The following is a 12998-nucleotide window of genomic DNA, read 5'->3' on the forward strand; positions in this document are numbered from 1 at the left end:
ATGCATCAGCAAAACAAACTAATAATGAAAACCTATAAAACTAAAAACAGCACCAAAAAAGTTTTTGATGCTGTTTAATTTATTTATTTTTGTCTAATAATCTGTATCGATTATTTAGGACTAGTCATTTTTTTATTTTAAATTTTTCTATAAAAACAAGAATTGTCTGCTGTAATAATTTTAATTACTAAAATTTGATTTTCATAAGGCGCATTAAATTGGAATTCCGAAAGATTCAAATTTTTAAAATCATTCAACAATCTTCCTTGAATATCATATACCTCAACGGTACTCATTTTAGTTCCTTCTGATTTTATAGCAACCGTAGTTCCTGTTTTATATAGGACTAATGAAGTTGCTGTAGGAGAAAAATTTGAAGCAGAAAGAGCAGAATTTGCAAAAAGAATTTTAAACCTATCTTCAAATGTTCCTTCGGAAGTTGAGAAAGTGTAATTACCATTTTTTAAATTGAACAATTCATTATTATTGGAATCTTTAAGATACACTTGTTGGTTGTCAAAAAGGCCATCCAAACTAGATAGTTTAATTTCAAAATCTCCTGCAACGGTTGTTTTATATCCAAGAGGAATTTCATCATTAACATTAAACGGAAGTGCTCTACCTTGAATTCCTAATTTTTTATCATTTAGTAAAGAATAAAATGCAATTGGATTTCCCGCATCCATTATAGGTCCATCATATCTTGTGTCATAATTATTAGTTGCACCTGCTACATAACCAATTACTATTTGTTTGTATAATCCTGAAGTATTATAAATATCCAACCAAATTCTACTTTTAGAACCTTCTATAGCAGAAGAAGGATTGTTGGTTTTAAAAAATTGCGAATTATCCGTAATTGCAAGTCGCATTGGATTAATAAATGTTGCTGATCCATTAGCTATACCTTGAATAAAAAACGATTGCCCTGCTCCTACTTTTCCGTTTGGCACTGAAGTATTGCAACCACTACACGGATTACTTGGAGCAATAGTACCTATACCGCCGGTAAGATTATAACTTGCATAATCATTATACGAATAATAATAATTGGTTATTGGTGTGTTGTGGGTCCAAAAATACATTGTACCTGCTACTACCCCACTATTGTAATTTAAAAAAGCATCGGCATCTAAAGCACCTGGATAAGGATTTCCAATAAGATTATAAGAATCGTTGGAAGCAGTATAGTTAATTGGAGTAGTTATGCTTCCATTATTTGGAACACCATAAAATTGTCCGTTAAAAACAGCACCTGTCGTTACATTAAAAGGAGCAACATCTGGAGCTCTAACAATATAGCCGGTACCAGAATCCATTACCGAATTGGCCGCAACATTAGACCAATTATTTATAGCTGTATTCCATTTATAAAATTTATCCGTCATAGTGTTAGGAGAAAACACATTAAGCACCTGACTAGAAACTGGGGAAGACCAATAGGTATAATCGTATTTTTTCATAGGCATACTATTCCTTTTGTAATATATAGGAGTAGTATTAATTACATTGGGATTTGTTTGAATTAAACTAGCGCTATCTTCAAAAATTAAACTACCCGGAATAGAAGTAGATTGATCCACAATAACTTCATTAGAAATAGTGAAAATATGATTTGGCTGCACTGTAACTACAACATTAGGATTTACCTGCATGGAACAAGCTTGAATATCGTTAGGTAAATTATAATTAAAGGCAAATATTGCTTTTTTAGTGCTGTCTGGAGTGCCCGTATCCCATGTTGAACCATTCCAAGTTGTTGTTGTAAAGACTACAGATGCAATTGAGGAATATGCAGGAGCACAAATTCCATTAGTTATAACTGCTCTATAATAGGTATTAGCTGTTAAATTTGTAGCTGTTAAAGTAGCAGTAGTATTTACAATATCTACTACCCCGCTTGAAAAATCAATTACTGAAGAAGATTGCCATTTGGTAATGGCTCCTGTATATCCCGTTAAAGTTAGCGTAGCACTACTCGTTCCGCTACACACCGAGGCACTTCCAGATATTGAACCACCAATAGAAGGTGGATTTACAACGTATGCATTTGTGCAAATACTTTTTATAGCCGTACAGCCCGAAACAGAAACTATTACATAATAATAACTGGAATTAGCAACTGTAAATTGAGGTATATAAGTAGCTGCTGTAGCTCCAGTAATTGGAGAACCTCCAGTTGCTGGATTTATATAGGATGTTCTAACCCACCATTGGTAAGTTAGGTTTGTGCCCGAAGCAGTAACCGACAATGGCGCAAAAGCAGTTCCTTGACAGGTGGTTTGAATTCCACTTGAAGGTTGTACCGTTATGGATGGACCAAGATTAACTAAAGTTGTACTAGAAGCCGAAACGGAAGCAGCACAACCATTTGAATTATTGTAATTAACAGTTACTACTTTGGAACCAGCTGTAAGCCAGTTTAAAGTTACTGTATTATTTGTGGTCCCAATTCCTCCTGAAATTATAGAATAATCTACACCTAAAACTCCTGTAAGGACCCAAACATAATTAGACTTCCCCGATTGCGTGGTATAAATAACATTAGTTGACGAACATACCGATGCACCAGGTGACACAATAAATGTAATAGTTGGCAATGCGTTTAAAGTTGTTATTGCAGTTGAAATTGTCGAAGCAGCAGCAGTACATCCACTAATAGTAGTATAATTTACGCTTACAGTTCCATTGGTTGTCAACCATTTTATTACCAAAGTACTATCGGAAGAAGTGCCTCCAGAAACTAAAGTATAATTAGTACCCAATACACCCGAAATTGTCCATATATAATTGGTTTGACCTGTTTGTGTAGCATAAGTAACGTTAGAATTCATACAGGCTGATGCACCAGGCTGAGAGGTAAAGGTCACACTTGGCACAGTAACAATAGTCGAACTTGTTGCGGATGTTCCTGAACAAGAATCATAAGTTACAGTAGCATGAAATGTAGCGGTACCCGAAGAAAGCAACCACTGAATAGTAACTGTTTCAGTAGCAGTGGATCCAGCTATTATAGTATAATCGGTACCTAATACTGCAATGGTGGCACCTTTTAAAAAAGTCCACGAATAATTATCCATACCTGCCTGAGTAGAATAAACATTACTAGAGCCAGCACAAGAAGTAGCTCCTGCCGAACTAGAAAAAGTTGGAGAGACACCTGCATTGACGTTAACTATTGCTGACCCTGAATAGGGACTCATCACTGTATTGGTATTGTCTTTTACAGAAACTAGTGTATAGGTTGTAGTGGAAATAGGAGTAACAGAAATAGTGGCACCAGAGATATAATTATTTACAGTAAAATTTGATGTTCCATCCGAATAGATAACCGTATACGGAGAAACGCCTCCTGTAATAGTTACATTAATATCGGTCGAACTTAATGGACAAATAGTTGCGGATCCAGATAGTACCGCACCTGCTATTACAGGGGTTCCTAAAAAGGCTACGTTATCAAATCGCCAAGTTCCGGTAGTACTAGCAACAAGGGTTGGCGTAGAACTTTGTCTGTATTGCCCTGTGGATTGGTATTGAGATGCTAACAAACGTATTGCAAAATTAGCATTATTGTTAACCGCTGGTATGGCAGAAAAATCCACTCGTACTCTTCTGTACGAATCTCCTGTGTTAGTTTCATAACAACCATTTACATTAATAGAACCTGCACAAATAGTAGTATTGGAACTAGTCATAGTAAAGTTAGTCCAGGTTGTACCGTTAGTAGTATATTGCAATCGAACCGTATTAGGTGATGTTTTTGAAAACCGTTGATCCCAAGTAAAAATTGTATTACTATAACCCGAAGTTCCAACATTAAATTGAACTCCATTAACTTCGTTAACGCTTCCCGGATTAAAACTAGGATTTTGCCAAGCAAAACCTGAGTTACCGCTTCCGCAGCCAGTTACTGAAGAAAGTCCAGTAGCAGTTGTTGGCGTCGACAAGTTAACAACAGATGAAGTTCCGGTTCCAAAATTAGGTGTTGGATTAGATGCTGTACCTAGTAAGGAGTCATAGGTCCAGGATGCTATAGTGGTTTGTGCAGAGAGTGGAGTAAAAGCAAATAGAATACCTATTAAAAATAGAGATTTTAATATACCAAAAGATAATTTTATATTCATTTACTATTAGTGTGAAATTGGGAATTTACTTTTATAATTCGCAAATTTATAAAATTAAATGACACGACTCTATTTCTTTTAAGTTATGCTATGGTTATACATTAACTTTTTATTTAGCAATGTAGCAATCCTATTTAAACCACAAAAAAACCGTTTCGAATAAACGAAACGGTTTCTTAAAATTAAGAGCCGGCGGAGGGACTCGAACCCACGACCTGCTGATTACAAATCAGCTGCTCTAGCCAACTGAGCTACGCTGGCAACTCTTGAGTGGTGCAAATATAATATTGAAATTCAGTTTTCCAAAATAAATTTACACTTTTTTCAAATATTTTTTAATTATAAAGCGTTGATTTTAGCAATCAATTGATTAGCAGTTTGTTCTAAATCTGCATTGATTTGTTTAAAATGTGCTTTCTTATTTTCTACTTTTTTAGCATTAACCTTAACGATTAAAGCATCAAATGAAGTAATTGCTTCATCTATAACAGCATTGGTAGCCTCTGTTGGCTTTCCTTCGCTTGTCATTTCATGAATATAAACTGCTTCAATAATATCTCCTAATACGAAATTGATATCTTTCTTTAAATTTTTAACACTTGGCATTTTTCTTTTATTTAATAATTCGGATGCAAAATTACATATAATCTTTCTAATATTGGTTAAGAAATGTAAATTTCTAACACAGAAGCTTTTCCTTTTATTTCAAACTCCACAATTACTGCAGGAAGTAAAACAGTATCTCCTACTTTATAATGGTATTCATCCTCTTGATAAATCAAAGAAAAACTTCCTTCAACGCACATATAAACTGTGAAAGATTGTCCGTTTTTGGTTACTGAAATAGCACCATCCAACGGAATAAAATTAGTGGTGAAATAATTACAATCCACAACTGTATTGGAAGTATTCACCATTTTAGAATACTTTTTTTCGGCATCTACAACATCATAATTAATGGCATCTAAGGCTAAATCAACATGTAGTTCTCTAGTAGTTCCTTGGGCATCTACCCTATCAAAATCGTATAATCTATAAGTAATATCGGAGGTTTGTTGGATTTCTGCAATTACAGTTCCGGCTCCAATAGCATGAACGGTACCTGTTTCAAGAAAGAAAACATCGCCTTTTTGAACCACTTTGGTATCTAATATAGAAAAGATGGTTTTGTTTTCTAAACTTTTTAAATATTCCTCTGGAGAAGATTTTTCTTTAAACCCTACAATTAATCTTGCATCGGCATCGGCTTGCATCACAAACCACATTTCGGTTTTACCAAAAGAATTATGGCGCTTTTTAGCCAACGCATCATTTGGATGGACTTGAATGGATAAATCTTCGCGTGCATCTAGATATTTAAATAATAACGGGAATTGCTTTCCAAATTGTTGGTAGACTTTTGTTCCTAAAACTTCTTCTGGAGACTCGTTAATAATATCATTTAACGATTTATCTTTTAAACTTCCGTTCGCGATAAGGCTAACGTCGTTTTCAACGGTGGAAATTTCCCAACTTTCTCCTGTAATTTCAGAAGTAATTGGTTTGTTTAAGTAGGTTTTTAATTTGGTTCCGCCCCATATTCTGTCTTTTAATATTGGTTGGAATTGTAATGGGTATAGTTTCATAAGTTTACAAATAAGCAAAATGTTTGTCAATTAGCCCCGATTGCAGTGGAAATCCTGGCGTTGTGAGATTGCTTCGCAAGCTCGCAATGACAGATTGGAACAGAAAGCGGGAAAATGGTTTACAAAAGTAAGAAAATGCTTCGCTTCTAAAAAATAAAATTATGCTTTTTTAAGAATTTGAAGGGCTTTTTCAATATGTATTTTGCTAGACATACTATTAAAAATCATAAGGATAACGCCATTTTTATCGGCTACAAAAGTTTCGCGACCTGGAAGGAAAATAAGGGAATTTTCTACGCCAAATAATTTTCTTAATTTTTTATCGGCATCGGAAAGCAAAATAAATGGCAGATTGAATTTGCTTTTGAATTTTAAATGGGAAGTAACCGAATCGGCGCTTATACCTATAACTTCGGCTCCTAAGTCTTTGAAATCTTGATAATTATCTCTAAAACTACAAGCCTCTGCGGTGCAACCCGGCGTATTGTCTTTTGGGTAAAAATAAATCACAAGGGATTGTTTACCAATATAATTTTGACTGTCAAAAACAGTTCCGTTAGTGTCTTTTGCTGTGAAATTAGGAAGCGTATCGCCTACTTTTAGTGCCATTTTAATTTCCTTTATAGGTTACAAAATTGCGAGGGGTTTCATACAAAACAACTTCCAATTCTTTATTGATATCAATAAATTTTCGAAGTTTATTCCAAATTACAACCGCGATATTTTCGGCAGTTGGGTTCAAATTAGCAAAATCGGGAACGTCTAAATTCAAATTTTTATGGTCAAAAGCATTTTCAATATGCTCTTTAATTAAATCGGAAAGTATTTTAACATCGACAACAAAACCTGTTTCTGGATCAATTTCACCAGTAACCGAAACGATTAACTCGTAATTATGTCCGTGAAAATTGGGGTTGTTGCATTTACCAAAAATAGCATCGTTTTGTTCCATAGACCAGTCTTTTCGATACAATCGGTGGGCTGCGTTAAAATGTGCTTTTCTAGATACGGTTACTTTCATGTTTGATTTAGGAATTGAGATTAAAGTATTTAGGAATTGAATTATCTTTAATGATAAGTATTAAATCCTAAATTTTATATTTTATGATCTTCTAAATAATGGTAAAATTCGTCAAAAATTATTTTAAACCAAATGGTGTAAATAGCTGGATTTTGAATCATATCTTCTTTGATTGCTTCTATGGTCATCCATTTCCAACTTTCTACTTCTTCCTCATTAATGTTAGGTTCTCCGTTAGAATAGCCAATCATCACATGGTCGAGTTCGTGTTCTGTTAATCCGTTATCAAAAGGTGCTTTATATATAAAGTGAAATAACTCTTTTAATTCGGTTTCAAAACCCATTTCTTCAAACAGCCTACGTTTTCCAGCTTGGAGATTGGTTTCACCAGCACGTTGGTGGCTGCAACAGGTGTTGGTCCACAACAATGGGGAATGGTATTTATGATGTGCCCGCTGTTGAAGCATGACTTCATTTTTATCATTTAATACAAAAACAGAAAAGGCACGATGCAAAACTGCTTTTTCATGCGCTTCAAGTTTGTTCATTAAGCCAATAGGCTCGTCTTGTTCGTTGACTAATATTACTTGTTCTTCTTTCATACCCATTATAAGTTGGTCAAAAATACAAAAAAAGAATTGGTACGTTGATTTAATTAAATCAACAACCGTTAAACTTTCCTTAAAGATGGCTTTTTGGAAAACAAAATTGTGTTTTGTAGTGCATTCCTGTTGTAGATTTGTATTCAATTCAAAATTTGTTGCGATGAAAAAAATCTTTAACTATTGGTTTCTCCTTCCGTTATTTGTATTAAATGCCTGTGGACAATCGAATAAAAAAACTGAATTAACGACAAAATCTTCTACTATGGAAAATGTAATTAATAAACCTGAGAATCCTTATTATTCCAATACGGATACTACAAAATTAAATGTATCGGATGCCGATTGGAAGAAAGTCCTTTCACCCGATTTGTATGCTGTGGCTCGAGAAGCGGATACCGAAAGAGCCTTCACGGGAACCATGTGGAATTCGGAAACCAAAGGAACTTATTATTGTGCTACTTGTGGCAATAGATTATTCAAATCCAATCAAAAATTCACAAGCAGTTGTGGTTGGCCAAGTTTTTTTGAACAAGAAAATAAGGAAAGCATAACATTCAAAGACGATAATTCATTTGGAATGAAAAGAACGGAAGCCCTTTGTGGAAGATGTGACAGTCATTTAGGACATTTATTTGATGATGGTCCGGAACCAACTGGCAAAAGATATTGTATGAACGCTATTTCGTTGGATTTTGTTCCGGATAGCGCAATACTTAATAAATCCCAAGGAAATCTTGAAACTATTGTTTTAGGTGGCGGTTGTTATTGGTGTGTAGAAGCTGTTTATGAAAATTTACAAGGCGTAAAAAGTGTTTCTTCTGGATTTGCTGGTGGAACCGTAGAAAACCCTAGTTATGAGGAAGTTTGTACCGGAAGAACTGGAGCTGCTGAAGTAGTTGAAATTACCTATGACAAATCGATTACCAATTTGGATGAAATTTTCAAAGTATTTTTTACCGTTCATGATCCTACAACATTGAACCGACAAGGGGGTGATGTTGGAACACAATACCGTTCCGCAATTTTCTATAAAAATGAAGAACAAAAAATTGCAGCACAAAGTATTATAGATGAATTAAATGCTTCAAAAGTATATGCTAGCAAAATTGTAACAACACTAGAACCGTTCAAAAAATTCTATAAAGCCGAAGAGTACCATCAAAATTATTACGAAAACAACAAAGACAAACCCTATTGTCAAATGGTAATTCAACCAAAAATAGAAAAATTTGAGAAGATCTTTAAAGACCGATTGAAAAAATAATAAAACTAAAAAGTCTCCGATAACGGAGACTTTTTTTTATAAAATATAATCGGTAGTGATAAAATTAGATTCTTTGCTGTTTAATAATTCTTGTAAGATTTCATTATTGTAAGCATTATCTTTAGAAGCGACAAAGGTCCTAATGGAAAAGGATCGTAGCGCATCATGAATACTTAAGGTACCTACAGCCGAATCATTTCTTCCTGTAAACGGATATACATCGGGACCTCGCTGGCAAGAACTATTTAAATTTACACGACATACTAAATTCACTAAAGTATCAATAAGTGGCGCAAGGGTTTTTATATCTTTTCCAAACAAACTTACTTGCTGACCATAATTAGATTCGGCCATATCATTTAAAGGTTCTTGAATGTCTTTAAAGGTTAGTATTGGAACTACTGGTCCAAATTGTTCTTCATGATATACGCGCATTTCTTTATTTATTGGAAACAAAACAGCAGGAAATATATAATTTTCCGAATGTTGTCCTCCTTTTTTATTTAAAATTTTTGCGCCTTTAGCTTTAGCATCATCAATTAATTCCTGAATATAAGCAGGCTTTTCTTTTTCTGGCAATGGAGTCAATAACACTCCGTTTTCCCATGGATTTCCAAAAGGTAAAGCATCTACTTTTTCGGAAAATCGTTTGTTGAATTCGTCCGCAATGGATTCATGCACGTATAAAATTTTTAATGCCGTACAGCGTTGCCCATTAAAAGATAAAGAACCTGCAACACATTCTTGAATAGCCAAATCCAAATCGGCATCAGGTAAAATAATAGCAGGATTTTTTGCCTCTAAACCTAAGATTAAACGCAATCTATTTTTATTTGGATGCTGGTCTTGTAAAGCAATAGCCGATTTACTGTTTCCTATTAATGCCAATACCGCAACTTTTCCGGATTTCATTATTGGGGAAGCAACATCTCTACCCCTACCGTAAACAATATTAATTACTCCTTTTGGGAAACTACTTCTAAATGCTTCAAGCAAAGGAGAAATTAGTAAAACACCGTGTTTTGCAGGTTTAAAAATAACTGTATTTCCCATAATAATTGCAGGAATCAGTAAGGAAAAAGTTTCGTTTAATGGATAATTATAAGGTCCGAGACATAAGACTACTCCAAGTGGCCCTCGTCGAACCATAGCATTTACGCCTTGACTTTTGGTGAATTTGGAATTGGATCGGTCTAATTCTTTATAGTCTTCAATAGTGTCATTAATATAATCCACTGTTCTATCAAACTCTTTTTCAGAATCGGATAATGATTTTCCAATTTCCCACATCAAGAATTTTACTACTTCGCTTCGAGTAGTTTTCATTTGTGTGACAAAATTTTGCATGCATTTAATACGGTCAATCACTTTCATTGTTGGCCATAAACCTTGTCCGTTATCATAAGCATCAAAAGCGGCTTTGGTAACCTCAACGGCTTCGGGTTTACCCATTGTAGGAATACTTCCTAAAAGCGTTGGCGCATAATCTGCAGTGGAAGATATGGTTGAAAAAACCTCTGTTGTTTCTTTGGTCCATTTTTTCAATTCGCCATTAACTAAATAAGTGTTTTGGTGAAGTAAATTGGTGATTTTATATTCGTCTGGTATTGTGTTTATCATGATTATTTTTTTGAAAATTTACACCGAAATTTTTTTTGATAATAAACCATCAAAAATCAAACAGTATAAATCAAGTTAAAAGTTGAAAATAATAAATTAATCCGTAACTAAACTCTCAAAGTAAGCTAAGAGTCTTGAAATTACACCTCTTTTTTTTGATTGGTAATCTCCTTTTGTAGCAACACCTTCAAAAGCTCTGAAGGTTGAAATAAAAAAGCTTATGAAACATATTACTACAATTCCTGTAAATATTAGTATATCTAAATTTTTCATTTATTTTTTTAGTTTTAAGTTAAAGAAAATTAGTAATCCAACAATTGTTGGTGGCCAAAGACCAATAAATACAGCCTTTTCAAAATTTTCTTCAACTAAATATATGTATTCAGAAATGAAAATTAGGGTGATGACAACGATTAAAATAAAAAGTTCTGATTTTTTGAATTTATTAAACATAAATAAAATTTAAAATTGATTAGTAAATTAATAGTGGTAATCATTTGATAAACAACTATTTTTTGTAAATTTACAAAATTAAATACACAAACTGTTTATTTATTTTAAATTTTTGTTAAACAAAATAACTTGTCAAAATCAAATAACCTATTAGACACTTTTTATAACTTTTTTTTATCTGAAAAGGTAAAAGAAAAAAGTGAAGCTGTAATAATTTATATTGCAATAATTAGTTTTCTTTTACACTTGTTATTAATAGGTTTGGTCAACCTCAATATCCTAACATTAAATGATCATTCTAAATTATTAAGCAACCCTATATCTGCCATTTATACACCCTTTTCATTTATACTAATTTATGAGGTATATCTTTTATTGTATTATTTACCTAAATCAACTTCCATCTATATTGGAAAACAATATGAGATAATTTCGTTAATTGTGATTAGAAGGATTTTTAAAGACTTGTCCAAATTAGAATTTTCCTCCAATTGGTTTTCAATCAAGAATGATATTTTATTTACTGGTGATTTGTTAGCGATACTTATTTTGTTTTTTCTAATTTTTGTTTTTTACAAATTAGTGAATATAGGCTCTACTAACAAAGGGGAAGCTGTGAAAATAGAAGTTTTAAAATTTATTACATTAAAAAAAACCATTGCTACATGTTTAGTTCCTGTTTTTTTAATTTTATCACTATACAGTCTTGGTCACTGGTTGTATGAGAGTTACTTTTCTGTAAGTAAAATTGTTACCGAAATGAAAGATATTAATAAAATATTTTTTGATGATTTTTTTACGATACTAATCCTTGTTGATGTTTTATTATTGTTATTTTCTCTTAAACATTCGGATAAATTTAGTAGTGTTATCCGTAATTCAGGATTTATTATTTCAACCATCTTAATAAAATTATCCTTTGGTACAGAAGGAATATTAAATATCATACTAATTGTAACTGCAGTAGTATTTGGTGTTTTAATTTTAAAAACACATAATTTGTATGACAATATTGAAAAATAAATTATTCTAAATCAATACCTACAAAAAACACCCTCAAATTATTGAGGGCGTTATCGTTAATGTAGTGGAATGAGGTTTGTAGTATTATTCTTTAATCTTTACAGTTAATGGATTATTAATTTTAGTAGCATAGTTACTTAAATAGTTTTCCCATGCTTCTTTAGTAGTAAATTCGCCTTGTTTTTTCCATCCGAAACCAGTGTAATAAACCACTTTATTATTTTTCACTTTTAATGAAGCATATAAATTGCATAATTCCTTATTTGGATTCAAATATTTTTCAAAACTTACCTTGGTTTTTTTAGGAAAAACAATTCCAGTTCCAATTTCAGAATCGTCGATTGGTTGCCAATAATCGATCCAACCCGCTTTCAAATTGCCTTCGGTTGTTCCATCATTATTATGTAATGTAATTCCGGTTGAGAGTTCTTTGGCACCCGTAACATCAATTTCAAATTTGGATAAAAAACTTCCATAATCTAAACTGATATGTTTTACTTCGGTAATTTTATTTCCTGCAGCATCCCAATCGGCGTAGGTTAAAACAAAACTCGTTCTAATAGGTCCTGTAGTTATGGTTTTCCAGGTAGTAAAATTTTTAGAATAGTAATACGTAGAATCTACTTTAACTGCTACACCACCAATTCCGCGACTAGCTCCAACGTGAAAATTATCTAAACCTTCACCAGTATCTTTGTGATACGTTCCGGTTCCGTTAGTATATTTTTCGTACCATTTATTGATAACTGGATATTCTACTCTTTTTAACCAAGCGTCAATTCCGCTAGTTAAGGTGCCACCTTTAACCTTGTCTTCAACCATTTTTTGAGCCACCGGACCGTAAGTTCTAAAAGCAACTTTATTGTTTTCCCAAGCATAATCATCGGTTCTTTCAGGAACAAATCTGGAATAACAATAAACAATAGGATCTTTAGTTGTAGCATCGGTATTCAATACCAATTCGTATTTATTAGTAGCCGATGCTTTAATTTTTGGTTGAAAAAGTAACAGGTCGTTAATTCCATCTCCGTTTTCATCCACACATTGGGAAATTAAAAATTCGGTGGTTCCAACTTCTCTAATTCGATAATTTTCTAATACATCCGAAGATTCTAAATCCAATTTACTTATAGATAATTCTACTGTTTCAAATTCTCTATCCCTATTTAATGGATTGGTAATTTCAATGATTTTTGACTTTTGAGAATACGAGAGTAATCCACAGAAAAATAGAAGAACTACTAGTATTTTTGTGCTTATCAT

Annotated in this window: 12 protein-coding genes and 1 tRNA gene; 2 read left to right on the forward strand and 11 right to left on the reverse strand. The window is 33.0% G+C overall.

Annotated features, from left to right (window positions below):
• Nucleotides 1-137 precede the first annotated feature (137 nt).
• The 7 genes from ACIQ2J_RS11405 to idi form a co-directional block, all read right to left on the reverse strand.
• Nucleotides 138-4124, reverse strand: coding sequence for a beta strand repeat-containing protein (locus ACIQ2J_RS11405; RefSeq protein WP_396169852.1), 3987 nt, complete (start codon nt 4122-4124; stop codon nt 138-140).
• Between the two features lie 187 nt (nt 4125-4311).
• Nucleotides 4312-4385 (reverse strand) — tRNA-Thr (locus tag ACIQ2J_RS11410).
• A gap of 78 nt (nt 4386-4463) precedes the next feature.
• A complete protein-coding gene (locus ACIQ2J_RS11415; RefSeq protein WP_396169854.1) occupies nt 4464-4730 on the reverse strand; it encodes a hypothetical protein in 267 nt (88 codons plus the stop codon).
• Between the two features lie 56 nt (nt 4731-4786).
• Complete coding sequence (locus ACIQ2J_RS11420; RefSeq protein WP_396169856.1) at nt 4787-5749, reverse strand: type I phosphomannose isomerase catalytic subunit; 963 nt, start codon at nt 5747-5749, stop codon at nt 4787-4789.
• 159 nt (nt 5750-5908) lie between these two features.
• Nucleotides 5909-6358 (reverse strand): peroxiredoxin, encoded by a 450-nt coding sequence (locus tag ACIQ2J_RS11425; protein ID WP_396169858.1) that lies wholly within the window; start codon nt 6356-6358, stop codon nt 5909-5911.
• A gap of 1 nt (nt 6359) precedes the next feature.
• Nucleotides 6360-6770 carry a 6-pyruvoyl trahydropterin synthase family protein gene (locus tag ACIQ2J_RS11430; protein ID WP_396169860.1) on the reverse strand — a complete coding sequence of 137 codons (411 nt, stop codon included), beginning with the start codon at nt 6768-6770 and terminating at the stop codon, nt 6360-6362.
• Between the two features lie 74 nt (nt 6771-6844).
• Nucleotides 6845-7372: an isopentenyl-diphosphate Delta-isomerase gene (gene idi / locus ACIQ2J_RS11435; protein ID WP_396169862.1), complete on the reverse strand. Its 528-nt coding sequence runs from the start codon at nt 7370-7372 to the stop codon at nt 6845-6847.
• A gap of 163 nt (nt 7373-7535) precedes the next feature.
• Between idi and ACIQ2J_RS11440 the strand changes: the two genes are divergently transcribed.
• Nucleotides 7536-8639 (forward strand): bifunctional methionine sulfoxide reductase B/A protein, encoded by a 1104-nt coding sequence (locus tag ACIQ2J_RS11440; RefSeq protein WP_396169864.1) that lies wholly within the window; start codon nt 7536-7538, stop codon nt 8637-8639.
• A 36-nt stretch (nt 8640-8675) separates the two neighbouring features.
• Here the strand turns inward: ACIQ2J_RS11440 and ACIQ2J_RS11445 are convergent, their stop codons facing one another.
• The 3 genes from ACIQ2J_RS11445 to ACIQ2J_RS11455 all read right to left on the reverse strand — a co-directional run bounded on the left by ACIQ2J_RS11445 (nt 8676) and on the right by ACIQ2J_RS11455 (nt 10712).
• Nucleotides 8676-10256, reverse strand: a complete 1581-nt coding sequence (locus ACIQ2J_RS11445) for an NADP-dependent glyceraldehyde-3-phosphate dehydrogenase (protein WP_396169941.1) — start codon at nt 10254-10256, stop codon at nt 8676-8678.
• Between the two features lie 99 nt (nt 10257-10355).
• Complete coding sequence (locus tag ACIQ2J_RS11450) at nt 10356-10532, reverse strand: hypothetical protein (protein WP_396169866.1); 177 nt, start codon at nt 10530-10532, stop codon at nt 10356-10358.
• Entirely contained in the window at nt 10533-10712 is a 180-nt protein-coding gene (locus ACIQ2J_RS11455) for a hypothetical protein (RefSeq protein ID WP_396169867.1), read from the reverse strand.
• A gap of 465 nt (nt 10713-11177) precedes the next feature.
• Here ACIQ2J_RS11455 and ACIQ2J_RS11460 point away from each other — a divergent pair, with 465 nt between their 5' ends.
• Nucleotides 11178-11735 carry a hypothetical protein gene (locus ACIQ2J_RS11460; protein WP_396169869.1) on the forward strand — a complete coding sequence of 186 codons (558 nt, stop codon included), beginning with the start codon at nt 11178-11180 and terminating at the stop codon, nt 11733-11735.
• An 84-nt stretch (nt 11736-11819) separates the two neighbouring features.
• Here ACIQ2J_RS11460 and ACIQ2J_RS11465 read toward each other — a convergent pair whose 3' ends face one another.
• Nucleotides 11820-12998, reverse strand: coding sequence for a DUF4861 family protein (locus ACIQ2J_RS11465; RefSeq protein WP_396169872.1), 1179 nt, complete (start codon nt 12996-12998; stop codon nt 11820-11822).

This window comes from Flavobacterium sp. (genome assembly GCF_044357305.1).
Lineage (GTDB): Bacteria > Bacteroidota > Bacteroidia > Flavobacteriales > Flavobacteriaceae > Flavobacterium.

Excerpts from the sequence above, each read along its gene's own strand:
- ACIQ2J_RS11430 (WP_396169860.1), bottom strand. The coding sequence starts at position 6,770 with ATGAAAGTAACCGTATCTAGAAAAGCACATTTTAACGCAGCCCACCGA.
- ACIQ2J_RS11420 (WP_396169856.1), bottom strand. The coding sequence starts at position 5,749 with ATGAAACTATACCCATTACAATTCCAACCAATATTAAAAGACAGAATA.
- ACIQ2J_RS11405 (WP_396169852.1), bottom strand. The coding sequence starts at position 4,124 with ATGAATATAAAATTATCTTTTGGTATATTAAAATCTCTATTTTTAATA.
- ACIQ2J_RS11455 (WP_396169867.1), bottom strand. The coding sequence starts at position 10,712 with ATGTTTAATAAATTCAAAAAATCAGAACTTTTTATTTTAATCGTTGTC.
- ACIQ2J_RS11465 (WP_396169872.1), bottom strand. The coding sequence starts at position 12,998 with ATGATAAGCACAAAAATACTAGTAGTTCTTCTATTTTTCTGTGGATTA.
- ACIQ2J_RS11440 (WP_396169864.1), top strand. The coding sequence starts at position 7,536 with ATGAAAAAAATCTTTAACTATTGGTTTCTCCTTCCGTTATTTGTATTA.
- ACIQ2J_RS11415 (WP_396169854.1), bottom strand. The coding sequence starts at position 4,730 with ATGCCAAGTGTTAAAAATTTAAAGAAAGATATCAATTTCGTATTAGGA.
- idi (WP_396169862.1), bottom strand. The coding sequence starts at position 7,372 with ATGAAAGAAGAACAAGTAATATTAGTCAACGAACAAGACGAGCCTATT.
- ACIQ2J_RS11425 (WP_396169858.1), bottom strand. The coding sequence starts at position 6,358 with ATGGCACTAAAAGTAGGCGATACGCTTCCTAATTTCACAGCAAAAGAC.
- ACIQ2J_RS11450 (WP_396169866.1), bottom strand. The coding sequence starts at position 10,532 with ATGAAAAATTTAGATATACTAATATTTACAGGAATTGTAGTAATATGT.